2 protein-coding genes are annotated in these 19,039 nt (G+C 39.2%); both read left to right on the forward strand.

The annotated features are described in order from the left end of the window. Window positions 1-106 precede the first annotated feature (106 nt). Entirely contained in the window at window positions 107-18,394 is an 18,288-nt protein-coding gene (locus IPJ80_08820; GenBank protein ID MBK7913590.1) for a DUF11 domain-containing protein, read from the forward strand. Between the two features lie 253 nt (window positions 18,395-18,647). Next, window positions 18,648-19,001 carry a four helix bundle protein gene (locus IPJ80_08825; GenBank protein MBK7913591.1) on the forward strand — a complete coding sequence of 118 codons (354 nt, stop codon included), beginning with the start codon at window positions 18,648-18,650 and terminating at the stop codon, window positions 18,999-19,001. Window positions 19,002-19,039: the final 38 nt, after the last annotated feature.

A 19,039-nucleotide genomic window follows, 5' to 3' on the forward strand; every position in this document is an offset into this window, starting at 1 on the left:
ATTTGATTTTAAGATTTCCGCAGACTGAATTCTGGTGTAGAAGATAGCATCATGTGCTAAGTGGGTAAGTAGGATTCTCAAGGATCGAATTGTAAAGTCTCAATATATGAAAACTACAACAACGCAATCATTGCGTATGTGGATGCTATGCATCGTAATGTTTACTGCTGCAATCCTTTTAGCAGCGAGTATAAATTATTCGGATTTTAATCTATCCGGATCTTTTCTAAATCTTTTATTTAATCCCGGCTTATTTACAGCCTTTGTTGCAGGCAGCTTCATCTTATACGGCTGTATGTACCTCTTTAATTTTCTATTACAAATAAAAGATGGATTTTATAAACAATGGATCAAACCGGTTTCCTGGGATTCAGGATCTCTAACTGGTAATTCATTGCAATCAAAAGCATCCATTTCAACTAATTCAAACATCAACTTAACTAATAGTATGTCAAAGTTTACATTCTTACTCGTCGGCTTAACAATTTGTATTGTTGGCTTTACTTCTAACCTACAAGCACAACTTGTAGCGGAAAATCCATTGGAAACCAGAGTCAAAGAAACCTTGAAGCAAAATGCAGAGGTATTGCGATTTATGGAAAACAAAGGCCAATTGGAAAATAAAAACATACTCTATTACCTCAATGGAAAACAAGGTTCCATTTATATAGAGAAGGATAAAATCCGATTTGTAGCCAAGGATTATCTGTTTGTAAAGAATGAAAAAACAAAAGAGACCGATCGTTTCTTTAATGGCGCGCATCAATTTACTTTAAATATGGAGCATTCGAATCCGAATGCTAAAGTTGTTTTAGGTAAATCGTTTGGAACTAAATACAATTTCTTTATTGGAGAAGATCAGTCCAAATGGGTTTCTGGTGTTCAGGCAGCTAAAGACATTACACTGGAAGAGGTATATCCTGGGATTGACATTCGTTTATATAGTAATCAAGATGGTTCTTTGGAATTTGACTGGATAGTTGATCCGGGTGCAGATTATAAAAATATTGACCTTCGGTTTGAAGGACAAGATAAATTATCTGTATCTAAAGATGGTAGTTTGAATGTTGGTCTTCGTTTTACCGATGTAAAGTTTCACATTCCTGAAACCTATCAGGTAACTGAAGCCGGAAAAGTTCCTTTAGACTTTGCTTTTAATGTAAAGAATGATAAGAATGTAAGTTTTAAATCTAAATCTAAAATAGATCCGAATTATCCAACAGTCATTGACCCGGTTTTGAGTTGGGGTACGTTTATGGATGGCAATGATCCGGATTTCGACCAATATCTTTTTGCAATACAAGTGGATCCCAACAACGGGATGGTGTATTGTGCAGGTGCAACCAATAGAAATATTCCTACCGGATCTGCTCCTTATGATGCTGATGGTTATTTAAATTCTATTTCTGGTTTTGGTACCGGCGCAACTCCAAGGGTTGCTATTGTATATCGTGTCAACAGTACCGGTTCTGATTTGGTTGACTTAACCATGTACGGACCTGGTTCTGTATCCGGATCAAATACGGTAGTTGCTTATGGATTAAGTCTTTCAACGAATCGGGTATTTATTGGAGGTCGTACAACAGTAAGTGGTTTACCAATGGCCGGTTCACCTTTCGATAATAGTTTTGATAACAACGATGGTTTTGTGGCAGTCTTTTCAAGAGACCTGGGTACCCTTCATTACTCAACTTATTTAGGTGGTACGGGTTCTGAAGATTTAGGTGTTACATCCATTCGAGCCATTGATGATAATTCTTTTGTCTGCGGTTTGACCGCAGAAGCATCTTTACCAGGAGCTTATATTTCTGGAGGAGCTGCTCAAACTGGATTTGGTGGTGCCAGTGATATGTGGATTGGTAAATTTACCAGTTTGAATACCTTGAGTTTTGGTACCTATGTAGGTGATGCTGGAACTGAAATTTTTAATGACCTGGAATTATTTGCAGATGGTCGTGTTGCCTTCGCAGGTTCTGGAACAGGTTCATTAACTGAAGTAAATAGTGCTGCGAGCAGATCTACTGGTTCAGATCTTGATGGAATCGTTGGTGTATTAAATGCCAATGGTACTGCATTTAACTACCTGGATGAAATAGGTGGTGCTGGAGATGATAAAATTAATGACTGCGGTATAAATGGCAGTACCATATTCTGGACCGGATCATCAGCCGATGGATTTCCTACCTCATCTGGAGCATATGATGCTACAAATAACGGCGGATTAGATGTTGTAGTTGGTTCTGTCAGTGATGTGGGTGGAGCTGCTTCTTATAAAGCTACACTTTTTGGAGGTGGTGGTGATGATATAGGTAGTGCAATAAAAAGAGTCATGCAAACCCAGTGCGATGGTACAGAGGAAGCCTTTCTCTTGGTGTTTGGTACCACAGAAGATAATGCAAATGGAATTCCTACGGTAAACATCAATGGAGATCCATTTTATGATGCAACTAATAATGGTGGTTTGGATATTTATTTTGCAGGTTTTTCTGACAATGTTTCTTCACTTGTTTATGCCACCAACATCGGAGGCCAGTACAACGACTATTTAGGAGATACAGGGGAACCACGAGGGGGTAATCACCTTTGGGTAAAAGGGGCAAATGTATATTGTGGTACAACTACGCACAGTGCGACCCACACCCCGAAGATCGTTGACAATACTGGTTTTGATCAGGTAAAAACAAATCATGCGAATCCAGCTTCTGATGATACACACGTTTTATTTTCTATACAATTTACTTCGTTGTTCGAAACAGATTATTCAGATGCACCTTCATCGTATGGAACTCCTTCTCACATTTTGGATTGTGCTCATATCCGCATCAATACTTTAGATGCTGAAACTGGTGCAACTCCTGGAGTTAACGCCAATGGTGATGACAATGCAGGTATCGACGATGAAGATGGAATTTCAACTTTTCCAATTTATCAATCCGGTGGTCCACAGAATATCAGCATTACAGTAAACAGTGTAATGAATTCAACTGGTCTTTCTGCAACACTTTATGGATGGATTGATTTAAACAATGATGGAAATTTTGATAACAATGAAATAGCAACTACTCCAGTTGCCAATGGATTTAATGGTTCAAAAACCTTAACCTGGTCTGGTGTTACTGTAACAGGAAATCCATCCAATCAATATTTAAGATTGCGTCTTACAACCGATGCATTAGCAGATGATGTTAATACAACGGGATTAGATGAACGTTCTACAGAGAGTGCTGAAAACGGAGAGGTTGAAGACTATTATATCTGTGTGAAACCAAAAGCTGGTGCAGATAAAAATGTAGATTGTATAGCAACATTTCCGGGTGGATCAACAACTATGGCTGCAAGTGGAACAGGAACCTGGTCAGCAGGTGCTGGAAATCCAGGGACCGCTTTGATAGTAACTCCTGGTTCACCAACTACAGTTATAAATAGTTTTAGCGCTGCAGGTACTTATACTTTTGTCTGGACTAATGCAACCAGTTGCGCAACTGATACCGCTTTGGTTACAGTAACTGCAAAACCAAACGCAGGTGGAAATCAAACAGTAAGTTGTGTACCTTCTTTTCCAGGTGGATCTGCCACCATGGGCGCAACAGGTGTTGGAACCTGGTCTGCTCAGGCTGGAAATCCAGGTACAGCTACTATAACATCTCCAAACTCTCCAACAACTACAATAGTTAATTATTCTATTGCTGGTTCTTATAATTTTATTTGGACAAATACCAGTGGATGTAACGATACCGCCACAATTACAGTTACTGCAAAACCCAATGCAGGAGTAGATAAAAATGTAAGTTGTGTTCCAAGTTTTCCTGGAGGCTCAACTGCTATGGCAGCAACTGGAAGCGGAACCTGGACAGCTCATCCATCCAATCAAAGTTCAAACATAGTGAGCCCTTCTTCACCGACAACAACTATTAATAGTTTTGCTGGAGAAGGTACTTATTTATATATATGGACTGTCGGCAGTTGTACAGATACTGCTGCAGTGATCGTATCGAAAGGACCTGTTGGTTCAGCCTCACCGCAATCCATTTGCAGTGGTACAACTAGCAGCGTAGCTTTAAATTCATCTGTTCCAGGAACCACTTTTACGTGGACTGCTGCTCAACAATCGGGTGCAACCATTACAGGTTATAGTGCTTGTAATTCAGCTTGCGGAACAACAATAGCTCAAACATTAACAAACACAACCAATAACGCATCTGGTGTTGTTAGATATACAGTAATTCCAACTGCTCCAAACGGTTGCGTTGGAAGTTCATTTACAGTGGATGTAACAGTGAATCCTACCCCAGTTGGATCAGGTTCAAATCAAGAAATTTGTAGCGGAGGTACCACTTCGATTAGTTTATCTTCTACTGTAGCTGGTACAACATTTACATGGACAGCAGTGCATACTTCAGGTGCAACCATTACCGGTTTTTCTAATTGTGTTTCTGCATGCGGAAATACAATTTCTCAAACTCTTACAAATACAAGCAATAACGCATCTGGTGTAGTTTGCTATTACGTTACACCGCTTTCTCCAAACGGTTGTCCCGGTACAACATTTAAAATAGATGTTACTGTAAACCCAAAACCAACAGGTTCTGCTAATGCTCAAACAATTTGTAGTGGCGCGACAACATCTGTTGCATTAAATTCAACTGTGCCTGGAACTACATTTACCTGGACTGCTGCACAACAATCTGGTGCAACAATTACCGGTTTTTCAAATTGCGCTTCAGCATGTGGTACTACCATTGCTCAAGCATTAACAAATACAACAAACAATAATGCAGGTGTAGTAAGATATACTGTAACGCCAACGTCTCCTGATGGTTGTGTTGGTGCAACATTCCAGGTAAACGTAACGGTTAATCCAAAACCTGGAGTTTCAGTAACAACTACTCCAGCTTGTATTGGATTCAGTAATGGAACTGCAACAGCAGTTGTAACAGGTGGTTCTGCGCCATTCTCTTACGATTGGAGTAATGGTCAAAATTCTGCAACAATTACCAATTTAGCTAATGCAACATATACCGTTACGGTAGAAGACAATAATAATTGTACCAATACAGCAAGTGGTACCGTTCAACAACAAGGTATCAGTGCGATGAGTGCTAATCCAAGTGCATGTAATCCTGCAAATAATACCTATAGTGTATCAGGAAGTTTAACTTTAGTTAACCCTCCTTCAAGTGGTACGTTAACAGTAAGTATAGGTGCAAGTCAACAAGTATTTAATGCACCATTTAACTCACCTACAAATTATACAATTACTGGTTTGACAGCAGATGGTGCCGTTCATACTGTTAATGCAGTATTTAGTGGTGGTACGCAATGTTCGAAGAGCGTAAACTATACAGCACCTGTAAATTGTCAACCAATTATAACACATAGCAAAAGCTTTGTTTCTGCAACGCAAACCGGTGCACACAGTTTTTCAGTAGTCTATACAATTACTGTTGGAAACACCGGAGGTGATGGCCAATATGATTTAAAAGATGTTCCTGGTTTTGATGATGATATCGCAATTACCAGTGCATCATTTACTTCAAATGCTCCTGGAAATCCTGGTGGAGCATTAGCAGGAACGGGTCCATGGACACTTGCTAACGACCAGGCTATTTTAACAGGCCAAACACATACCTATACCTTAACCGTAAATGTTACCATTGATTTAAGTGCAGGAAGTAGTGGAAATAATTCTTATACAAAATGTGGAACTGCAACTCCTGGAAATCCAACATCAGGTGAAGGTTTATATAATGAATCAAGATTAGATACAAACAACGATGGAACTCCGGAAGAAACTAAAAAAGCTTGCGGCGATATTCCATATTTAGATATGACTAAATCCGTTGCATCAATAAATCCATTAGGAGGTAATATGTATAATGTATTGTATACAATTACTGTAAAAAATCTCGGTGGTGCAAATGGACAATATGATTTAACAGATGCTCCAGCATTTGAAAATGATATTACAATTGGAAGCGCTTCTTATACATCCAATGCTCCTGGAAATGCAGGAAGTGCATTAGCTGGAACTGGTCCTTGGATTTTAGCAAGCGATCAGGGAATTATAGTAGGTGCTACCCATACTTATACCTTAACAGTAAAAGTTACTTTAGATCTTGCAGGCGGCGGTGGAGATAATGTCTACACAAAATGTGGTGCAGCAATTCCAGGTGACCCAAGTAGCGGAGAAGGTTTATACAACCAATCGAAAATGGATACCAACAACGATGGAACCATTGATGAAACGGATGAAGCGTGTGGTGATTTACCTTATGTTACTACAACAAAATCAGTATCAAGTATAGTTGCATTGGGTGGAAACATGTACAATGTAATTTATTCGATTACAGCTCAAAACTTAGGAGGTGCAACAGGTCAATACGATTTATCCGATGTTCCTAATTTTGATGATGATATTACAATCGGCAGCGCCAGCTTTACTACCAATGCTCCTGGAAATCCAGGAGGTGCATTGGCAGGAACAGGTCCATGGACTTTAGCAAATGATCAAAACATTAGTGCAGGTGCTACGCATACGTATACACTGACTGTAAAAGTTACAATAGACCTGCGCGCAACAAGTGGAGGAAATAATGTGTACACCAAATGTGGAACGGCTACTCCGGGAGATCCGGCTGCCGGAGAAGGATTGTACAATCAATCCAAAATGGATTCCAATAATGATGGAACACCAGAAGAAACACGCGAGGCTTGTGCAGATTTACCTTATATAGTCAATACAAAATCAATTGCAAGTATTTCCCCACTGGGTGGAAATATGTACAATGTGGCCTACAGCATTCAGGTTAAAAACCTCGGTGGTGTAAATGGTTCATACGACTTAATCGATGCTCCTGGTTTTGATAATGACTTTTCAATCAACAGTGCTTCTTATACATCCAATGCTCCGGGTAATCCAGGATTAACTTTAGTTGGAAGCGGACCTTGGACCTTAGCAAACGATCAGAATATAGTTGCAGGAGCAACACATACATATACATTAACTGTAAAAGTTACACTTGATCTTACCCCGGGAAGTGGTGGTGATAATGTGTATATTAAATGTGGAAATTCCAATCCGGGTGATCCACAAAGTGGAGAAGGATTGTACAATCAATCCCGCGTAGATTCAAATAACGATGGCATTGCAGAAGATACCAGTGAAGTGTGTTCAGATGTGCCATATGTTACTACTACTAAATCTATTACCAGTATCAGTCCATTAGGTGGAAACATGTACAATGTCAGTTATACCATCACTGCTCAAAATATTGGTGGAATCAATGGACAATATGATTTAACAGATACTCCGGGTTTTGATGATGACATTACTATTAACAGTGCATCATATACATCCAATGCTCCGGGAAATGCAGGTTCAGCTTTAGCTGGAACCGGACCCTGGACGCTTGCAAATGATCAATCAATTTTGGTCGGTGCTACACATACCTATACCCTTATAGTAAAAGTAACACTTGATTTAAGTGCAGGCAGTGGAGGAAATAATACTTATAAAAAATGCGGAACTGCTACACCAGGAGATCCGGCTGCAGGAGAAGGATTGTATAATCAATCTACTATGGATACAAATAATGATGGTGTTGCAGAAGAAACTAAAGAAGCTTGTGGTGACTTACCATATATTACTACCACTAAATCAATCTCTGCAATTTCCAACTTAGGAGGTAATATGTATAATGTTACCTACAGCATAACAGCTCAAAATTTAGGTGGAACTACAGGCCAATATGATTTATCGGATGTACCAGGATTTGATGACGACATTACAATAAATAATGCGTCATATACATCGAATGCTCCAGGAAATGCAGGTTCAGCTTTAGTTGGTACCGGACCATGGACTTTAGCAAATGATCAATCCATTGTTGCAGGGGCAACGCATACCTATACCTTGGTTGTTAAAGTTACTTTAGACTTAAGAACAACTAGTGGAGGTAATAATAGCTACACAAAATGTGGAACTGCAACACCTGGTGATCCTACCAGTGGAGAAGGTTTATACAACCAATCTAAAATGGATACCAACAACGATGGTACTCCTGAAGAAACTAAAGAAGTTTGTGGAGATGTTCCATACATAACTACAGTAAAAACAGTAAACAGCGTTACTCCATTAGGTGCTAACATGTTTAATGTTTCTTATCAAATTCAAGTTAAAAACACAGGAGGTGCCAATGGAACCTATGATTTAATCGATGCTCCAGGATTTGATAATGACTTTGCGATCAACAGTTCGTCATATACTTCCAATGCACCGGGAAATGCAGGTTCTGCTTTAGCAGGAACCGGACCTTGGACCTTAGCAAATGATCAGGCAATTCTTACAGGTGCAACACATACCTATACTGTTGTTGTTAAAGTTACCTTAGACTTAACAGCAGGCAGTGGTGGGGATAATGTTTATACGGCATGCGGTAGTGCAACTCCAGGTGATCCAACATCTGGTGAAGGATTATACAACCGTGCTCGAGTAGATATTAATAATGATGGAATTCCTGAAGATACCAGTGAAACCTGTGCAGATGTTCCTTATATAACCAGTAACAAATCGTTGACTACAATTGCTCCTTTGGGTGGCAATATGTATAATGTCACTTATACGATTACAGTTCAAAACTTAGGTGCTTCTGCAGGACAATATGATTTATTGGATGTTCCTGCCTTTGATAATGATATTACGATCGGTTCTGCTTCTTATACAACAACTGCTCCTGGAAATGCAGGAGGGGCGTTAGCAGGTACTGGACCATGGACCCTTGCAAATGATCAGGCGATTGTTGCGGGTGGTACACATACATATACCCTGGTTGTTAAAGTTACCTTAGACTTAACAGCAGGTACCAGTGGAGATAATATCTATACGAAATGTGGAAATGCAACTCCGGGTAATCCAACTGCAGGAGAAGGCTTATACAATGAATCCAGAATGGATTCAAACAATGACGGTACACCAGAAGAAACTAAAAAAGCTTGTGGTGACTTACCTTATATCGTAACAACAAAAACATTTACATCCAAGACAGATCTTGGTGGTAATATGTATAATGTAAACTATACAATAACAGTTCAAAATCTTGGTGGAGCCAATGGTCAATACGACTTGACGGATATTCCTGGATTTGATGATGACATAACAATTAATAATGCTTCATATACTTCAAATGCTCCAGGTAATGGAGGTGCTGCTTTAGCAGGTACCGGACCATGGACCTTGGCAAATGATCAGGCTATTTTAGTTGGAGCGGTTCATACCTATACCTTGACAGTGAAAGTTACCTTGGATTTAAATCCTGCAAGTGCAGGAAACAACACTTACACAAAATGTGGTGCTGCAATACCGGGTGATCCTACTGCAGGTGAAGGATTATACAACCAATCTAAAATGGATACCAACAACGATGGCATTCCAGAAGATGTGGATGAAGCGTGTGGCGATTTGCCATATGTAAGCACAACTAAAACAGTTGCAAGCATTGCTGCTTTAGGTGGCAATATGTTTGAAGTAAAATATACGATTAAAGTAACCAATTCAGGTGGCGCAAATGGTCAGTATGACTTAACAGATATCCCTGGATTTGATGACGACATTGCAATAAATTCTTCGTCCTATGCTTCTGATGCTCCGGGTAATAGCGGTGGTTCTTTAGCAGGTGTTGGACCATGGACGCTTGCAAACGATCAGGCAATAGGTATCGGTGCAATTCATACATATACCATCACGGTAAAAGTTACGATCGATTTAAATCCTGGATCAGGTGGAAATAACGTTTATACAAAATGTGGTTCCGCAATTCCAGGCGATCCTACCAGTGGAGAAGGTTTATACAACCAATCTAAAATGGATACCAACAACGATGGTATACCTGAAGATACAGATGAAGCATGCGGTGATTTACCTTACATTACTTCGAACAAATCCATTACAAACATTGCACCTTTAGGTGGCAATATGTATAATGTTACATACAATATTACAGTTCAAAATCTTGGAGCTGTTAATGGTCAATATGACTTGACAGATATTCCTGGATTCGATAATGACATCAATATTGGTTCAGCTTCTTTCACAACAACAGCTCCTGGAAATCCTGGAGGTGCATTGGCAGGAAGTGGACCATGGACGCTTGCAAATGATCAGGCGATTACTGCAGGTGCAAATCATAGCTACACAATTACTGTGAAGATTACTTTAAATCTTGAACCGGGTAGTGGTGGCGATGATGTGTATACAAAATGTGGTGCAGTAACACCAGGCGATCCAGCTGCTGGTGAAGGTTTATACAACCAATCTAAATTAGATTCAAACAACGATGGTGTTGCAGAAGAAACGAAAGAAGCTTGTGGTGATATTCCATATGTTTCTGCAACTAAAACCATTACAAGTACAGCTCCGTTGGGCGGAAATATGTATAATGTTACCTATTCAATCGTAGTTCGTAACTTAGGTGGCGCTGTTGGTCAATACGACTTAAGCGATGTACCTGCTTTTGACAACGATATCACAATAGGATCTGCATCTTATACAACAACGGCTCCTGGAAATCCTGGAGGTGCTTTGGCAGGAACAGGACCTTGGACTTTAGCAAATGATCAATCCATAGCAATCGGTGCGACGCATACTTATACATTAACTGTAAAAGTTACTTTGGATTTAAATCCTGGTAGCGGTGGTGATGATACGTATACAAAATGTGGTGCAGTAAATCCGGGAGATCCAAATGCAGGTGAAGGATTGTACAATCAATCAAAATTAGATTCAAATAATGACGGTACTCCTGAAGATGTTGATGAAGCCTGTGGTGATCTTCCATATGTAACATCAACCAAAACAATTACAACAATCACAAATTTAGGTGGCAATATGTATAATGTTAGCTACGCTATTGTTGTAAAAAATCTTGGTGGAGTTAATGGAACATACGATCTTTCAGATGTACCAGGATTTGATAATGACATTGCAATTGGTTCAGCTTCATATACTTCAACTGCACCTGGCAATCCGGGTGGTGGTTTAGTTGGTGTCGGACCATGGACTTTAGCAAATGATCAGGTGATTGGTGTTGGAGCAACCCATACCTATACCTTAACTGTAAAAGTGACACTTGATCTAAGAGTAGGTACCAGCGGAGATAATATTTACACTAAATGTGGTAATGCAATTCCTGGTGATCCAAGCAGTGGTGAAGGTTTATACAATCAGTCAAGATTGGATTCAAACAATGATGGTACACCAGAAGAAACCAAAGAAGCTTGCGGTGATTTACCATACATCATAAATACAAAAACTGTAAACAGCTTGACACCGCTTGGTGGAAATATGTTTAATGTGAAATACAATATTGCTGTTAAAAATATTGGTGGTGCAAACGGTCAGTATGATTTAACAGATGTACCGGGATTTGATAATGACTTTGCAATCGGTTCAGCTTCTTATACCTCAGATGCTCCTGGAAATGCAGGCAATGCTTTGGCAGGTAGCGGACCATGGACCTTGGCAAATGATCAGGCAATTACGGTTGGCGCAACACATAATTATACCGTTACTGTAAAAGTTACCTTAGACTTAAGTCAGGGTAGTGGTGGTGATAACGTATATACTAAATGTGGTTCAGTAAATCCATCAGATCCAAATAGCGGAGAAGGTTTATACAATCTTTCCAAAGTGGATATTAATAATGATGGTATTCCTGAAGATACGTCCGAAACATGTGCTGACATTCCTTATGTAACCAGTGCTAAAACAATTAACAGCATAACTTCATTGGGAGGACACATGTACAATGTAGTCTACAAAATTGTTGTAAAAAATCTTGGTGGAGCAGCAGGTCAATACGATCTGTTGGATGTGCCTGGTTTTGACAATGATATTACAATCGGTTCTGCTTCCTATAGTTCTGATGCACCAGGCAATGCCGGCGGTTCTTTAGCTGGTGTTGGACCATGGTCATTAGCTAATGATCAGGGAATTAATGCCAATGCAACACATACGTATCTGGTAACTGTAAAAGTTACATTAGATCTGAATGCTGCAAGTGGTGGTGACAATATCTATACGAAGTGTGGACAAGTAAATCCAAGTAATCCACAAAGTGGTGAAGGATTATACAATGAATCCAGAATGGATTCAAACAATGATGGTACACCTGAAGAAGTAAGTAAAGTGTGTGGTGATTTACCATATGTAGTAAGTAGTAAAACGGTTACTGGTGTTACTCCATTGGGTGGAAACATGTTTAATGTAACATACAAAATGGTCGTTCAAAACTTAGGTGGAATCAGCGGTCCATATGATCTTACGGATGTACCAGGTTTTGATGATGATATTACAATCAACACAGCAAGCTATACAACTGATGCGCCTGGAAATCCAGGAGGTCCATTGGCTGGAGTAGGACCATGGGTTCTTGCAAACGATCAGAATATTGTGAATGGTGCAGTTCATACGTATAACTTGACTGTAAAAGTTACCTTAAATTTAGATCCTGCAAGTCCTGGTAATAATTCTTACACGAAGTGTGGTGCTGCTACTCCTGGTGATCCAACAACTGGAGAAGGATTATACAATCAGGCTAAACTGGATATTAATAATGATGGGGTACCAGAAGATGTTGATGAAGCATGTGGAGATGTGCCTTATGTTACTGCAAGTAAATCAATTGCTTCTATAACTCCATTGGGAGCAAACATGTATACAGTTAAGTATCAAATAAATGTTCAAAACTTAGGTGGAACTGCAGGCATGTATGACCTGGTAGATCAACCTGGTTTGGATGATGATATTACAATGGGTTCTGTATCTTATACATCCGATGCACCAGGTAATTCTGGTGGTTCGTTGATTGGTACAGGTCCGTGGACCTTAGCAAACGATCAGGCGATTGGTATCGGTTCAACACATAGTTACATCATTACTGCAAAAGTTACTTTAGATCTTACAATTGGAAGTAGCGGTGATAATGTATATACAAAATGTGGTAACGCCATACCTGGTGATCCTACAGCTGGTGAAGGATTATACAATCAATCCAAACTGGATAACAACAACGATGGTATTCCAGAGGAATTGGATGAAGTGTGTGGTGATTTACCATACGTAACAACAACCAAAACACTTACAAATATTTCTAATTTAGGAGGTCACATGTATAATGTAACCTACCAGTTAGAGGTTAAAAATTTGGGAGGTGCAAATGGTCAATATGATTTAACAGATGTACCTGGTTTTGATAATGACATTGCAATTGGTTCTGCAACTTATGTTTCAACGGCACCTGGAAATCCAGGATCTGCTTTGATTGGTAGCGGTCCATGGAATTTAGCAAATGATCAAAACATTGGTGCATTCTCGACGCATAATTATACGCTTACTGTTAAAGTCACTTTGAATCTTGAAACAGGAAGTGGTGGAGATGATATTTATACTAAATGTGGTGCTATCACACCGGGTGATCCAACAACTGGAGAAGGATTGTACAATCAATCAAAAATGGATTCCAACAACGATGGAATTCCAGAAGAACTTCGGGAAGCTTGCGGTGATTTACCATATGTTGTGAATGCAAAAACAATTGCTTCAATAACACCATTGGGTGGCAATATGTATAATGTGGTTTACCAATTGGTAGTTAGAAATCTTGGAGGTACAGGAGGCATTTATGACTTGACAGATATTCCAGGATTTGATAATGACATTGTAATCAACAGTGCATCCTTTACAACAACAGGCCCGGGTGCTGCAGGTGCATTAGCTGGAGTAGGTCCTTGGACTTTGGCAAATGATGCAGTAATTGCTGCAGGTGCAACACATACATATACCATTACCGTGAAAGTAACCATCCAAATGGAAGGTGGAGCTGGTAATGATGTTTATACAAAATGTGGAAACGCAACTCCAGGTGATCCTACAGCAGGTGAAGGTTTATACAACCAGGCTAAATTGGATATCAACAACGATGGTACTCCAGAAGATGTTGATGAAGCTTGTGGGGATCTACCTTATGTTACAGCTGCTAAAACAGTTGCAAACATTACCAACTTAGGTGGACATATGTATAATGTTACTTACAATGTAGTTGTAAGAAATTTAGGTGGAGCAATTGGTCAATATGACTTGAATGACATTCCTGGATTTGATGATGACATTACCATAAACAATGCATCCTTTACATCAAATGCACCTGGAAATGCAGGTGGACCATTAGCTGGTTCAGGTCCTTGGAATTTAGCCAACGATCAGAATATCAATGCTGGTTCAACGCATACCTATGTATTAACAGTGAAAGTGACCATTGATTTACGTGCAACAAGTGGTGGTGATAATATTTATACTGCTTGTGGTCAACTTTCAACACCTGGAGATCCATCTCCTGGTGAAGGCTTGTACAATCAGTCAACTATGGATTCCAACAATGATGGAATTCCAGAGGAATATGATGAAGCATGTGCGGATCTTCCATATGTTGTTTCTAGTAAAACAATTACAAGCATTATCCCACTTGGTGGCGGAATGCATACTATAAATTATCAGTTAAAAGTTCAAAATCTTGGAGGTGCTATTGGACAATATGATTTGACAGATGCTCCTGGTTTTGATGATGATTTAACAATAAATACAGCATCTTATACAACAACAGCACCTGGAAATCCAGGCGGTGCATTGGCTGGAAGTGGTCCGTGGGTTCTTGCAAATGACCAATCTATTGGAATTGGTTCAACGCATACCTACAATCTTACAGTGAAAGCAACCCTTGATTTCAGACCAGGATCTGGAGGCGATAATGTATACAGTGAATGTGGTAAAGCAACTCCTGGAACTCCAAAAGCAGGAGAAGGAGTCTTTAACCAATCCAGAATGGACATCAACAACGACGGCACTCCGGAAGATGTGGATGATGTGTGTGGTGATATCGATATCGTCGACATGGCGATTCGCAAAACGACGGTTACCGCAGCACCTTACAGTTATGGACAATTGATTACGTTTAATTTGGAAGTGTTCAATCAAGGTAATATTCCATTGACAAGTATTGTTTTAAATGATTACTTGCCAAGTGGATTTACCTTCAGCCCTGCTGACAATATCGCAGGATGGAGTCAAATCAATCCGGCATTATTGGAATACAATGCAGTAGCAAACGTTCCAAAATATTCTTCTGTAATTGTACCTCTTAAATTAAGAGTGGCAATGAGCAGTGGATACAAAGCGTGGTTCAATTATTCGGAAGTCAAATCTTATAAAGATGTTTCTGGAAATGACAGAACGTTTGAAGAATTAGATAGTAAACCAAACTCCAATACACCTGCTGAGTTGGCAGTGTTACCGGGTGATCCAGGTGATGACAATATCAATACAATGGATATTGGAGGAAATGAAGATGATCACGACCCTGCTGGATTTAATGTGTTTGACCTTGCATTGCGCAAAATAGCTAAAGGTGCGAATCCATTAACCTACGGTGAAGTGGTTCCATTTGAAATTACCTTGTTTAATCAGGGAAGTATTTCAGCGATGAATCCTCAAGTAACGGATTATGTTCCAGCTGGATTCCAGTTTGTTCAAGCAAACAATCCAACATGGACATACAATGCAGGAACACGTGAAGCATTGACAACGTATTCCGGAAAAATTAAACCGGGTGATAGTGTGAAAATTACCATCAATTTAACCTTGTTGCCAAACCTTGGCAATCCAAGAGCATGGGATAACATTGGTGAAATTGAAACGGTCACAGATACTTTAGGAAATGTAATGACTGATTTTGACAGTAGCCCTGGTGGTACTAAAGATGATGATGGTCCTGCGATTGATGATGCAATCAATGATCCAAATGATCAGGATGATCACGATCCATCGATAGGCCCAGTGTTTGACCTTGCCTTGAGAAAATATGTTAAAAACAAATTACCATATTATGCTCCGGGTGATGTAGTACCTTATACCATTACTGTATTCAATCAGGGTAATATAACTGCTAAGAATATTCAGGTTAATGATTACATGCCTCAAGGATATGTCTTTGAAGCAGGTTCAAATCCTGGATGGGGATTTGTTGGTTCGACTTTGGTTTACAATAGTATTGCAAAATTGTATCCGGGCGATAGTGTGCAGTTGACATTAAATCTGAAAGTACAGATCGCAGCAATTCCAACTTTATTGGATTGGGATAATTATGCAGAAATTCGTACGGCAAATGATACCTTAAATGTAAACAGAGACAATGATGATGCAGACAGTAAACCAAACACCAACAGTGCTTGGGAAAGACAGGTTGTTGAAAATCATCCTTGGGATAATGTGATTGATGGAAATGGTCAAGTCGAAAACGAAGATGAAGACGACCATGACTTCGAAAATGTAAAAGTAACCGGTGCAATTGGTGACCGCGTATGGGATGATTTGGATGGAGATGGTATTCAAGATCCAGGCGAACCAGGATTACCAAATGTAATCGCTAACTTATACGATTGCAGTACGCTAGCACTTGTTAAGAAAGATACTACAGATGCAAGCGGTATGTATTTGTTTGATTTCTTATTACCATTGAAATCTTACTTTGTTAAATATGACTTCGGTTTAGTGCCTCCAGGTTATGGATTTACTTTCCAAAATCAGGGTGGTGATGACACGAAAGACAGTGATGTTGATGCAAATGGAGTTGGTCCATGCTTAACCATCCAACCAGGAAAGAGAGATTCAACTTATGATGCCGGTTTAGTTAAATTAGGTTCCTTCTCTGACTTTGTATGGGATGATAAAGATGGTGATGGTATTCAGGATCCAGGTGAAACTGGAATTCAGGGTGTCGTTGTAACTGTTTACAATGCAGTTACGAAGCTGCCAGTGAAAAATACCATTACAGACGTAAATGGATATTATTTATTGAAGGATTTATTACCTCAGGATTATTACCTCAAGTTTGAAGCACCTGCTGGTTATGTGATTACTTTGGCTAACGCCACTGCAGATCATAAGGACAGTGATGTAGATAATACAAATGGTCCAGGTACAACTGCAACCACACACCTGTCACCTGATGAAGATGACACAACCGTTGATGCAGGTTTCTACCGATGCATTATGGTTTGTGGTGATGTTTGGTATGATTTCGATATGGATGGTATTTACGATGCGGCTGAGAAAGGAATTAACGGTTTGCGTGTTTATATTATCGATGCAATCAGTGGTGCAACGGTTTCAACCTTGACTACCAGCGTAAAACCAGGTACACCTTCTGATGATGGTTACTTTAAAGCAGCATGTCTCAGACCAGGAACTTATTACATACGTTTTGAAAGACCGGGACATTTAGGAGCTAGTGAACCTTACAAAGGAAGCAATCCAAATAAAGACAGCGACATCTCTCACGAGAACGGTGTAAACACTACTAAGAAGTTTATCGTGGTGAGTGGGGATATGGTTTGTGGATATGGTGGTGGATTCCAGGTTAAGTCGATCGTAGGAGACCGTGTTTGGGTTGACCAAAACTTCAACGGAATCCAGGATCAGGGTGAAGCACCATTATCCGGTGTAAAAGTAGCAGCTTATAAGAGTACTGGAACGATGGTAAGTGAAGGTGTAACAGGTACTGATGGTCAATTTACATTGGACGGTATGATTCAAGGAGACTACTATGTTAAATTTGAATTACCAGGTACAAGCTATGGCTTTACAAGACCTCACGCTGGATTTGATGAAGTAGATAGTGATGTAGATGGAACATTCGGATACGGTAGTACTCAGATGTATAGAATTCAAAGTGGTGAAGTCAGACCGACAATTGATGCGGGTGTTGTATCTCAGGTACTTGCCGTTGAATGGTTGAGTTTTGATGGAAACTACAATGGAAGCTTTACTGAATTGGATTGGACGACCCGTGTGGATATCAATACAGATCACTTTGTAGTAGAAAGAAGACATGAATCCGAAACTGACTTCAAAGAAATCGGACAAGTGGAAGCAAATAGCGACATGACATTGACTTCACATGAATACAACTTTGATGATTTTGATGTGACGCAATCAGGTGTTTACTATTATCGCTTGAAACAATTTGATAAGAATGGCAGATTTACTTACAGTAAGATCATTTCAATCCGCGTAACAACAGAAGATGAATTAAATGTATTCATCTATCCAAATCCGGTAAATGACTTGTTGAAAGTTGAACTCTGGATACCACAGGATACTGAATTGGATGTAAGAGTATTTGATCAGAATGGTAAAACGGTATTGTATGCTCCATTTAGTGAATACAAAACTAAAGGTAAATACAGCGAACTTTTAAGTACCGCCAATTTGATTCAAGGTCAATATGTATTACAAATTAAAACGGTGTCAGGTGTAATTAACAAGAAGTTTACCGTTTCGAGGTAAAAAAATATAGAACAAAATGAAAGGGCCTGCTTCAATTTATTGTAGCAGGCTCTTTTTTTTTTTTTTTTTATAAAAAAAAATAGACGACTGGACGGCTGAACGACTGTTGGACTGGACGACTTAATACCATAAGTATTGAATATTTGATTGACAGTAGGTGTAAAAAATTTATATAGTAGTATACAAAATTTTGAATTAGATAAATTCGAAGGATTTATTAAATTTGAATATTTAACGCCTAAAAATTAATACTGTGAGAGATTACACAAAACTTGATGCATTTAATTTGTCCGATGATTTAGTATTGGAAGTTTATAGACTGACCAGCCAGTTTCCAAAGTTTGAACTATATGGCTTGACTTCTCAAATTAGACGGGCGATTATTTCTGTGCCATCCAATATTGTCGAAGGAAACTGCAGAAATAGCCAAAAAGAATATTATAGATTTCTAGAAATAGCCTTTGCTTCATTAAAAGAATCTAGATATCAAATGAATCTTGCATCTAGACTGAATTACCTTGAACTAAAAGATTTTCAATCGTGTGATGAAAAGTTTCAAAGAGTTGAACATGTTTTATTTGCTCTGGTTAGGAGTATGAAATGTTAGTCCCAGTGATATGGCTAAATTTTATGGAATTGAAGGGA

The organism is Saprospiraceae bacterium (assembly GCA_016714025.1).
In the GTDB taxonomy this organism is placed as follows: Bacteria; Bacteroidota; Bacteroidia; order Chitinophagales; family Saprospiraceae; genus Vicinibacter.

What these genes read in the sequence shown, in the direction of transcription:
- IPJ80_08820 (MBK7913590.1), top strand. Translation starts at nt 107, where the DNA reads ATGAAAACTACAACAACGCAATCATTGCGTATGTGGATGCTATGCATC.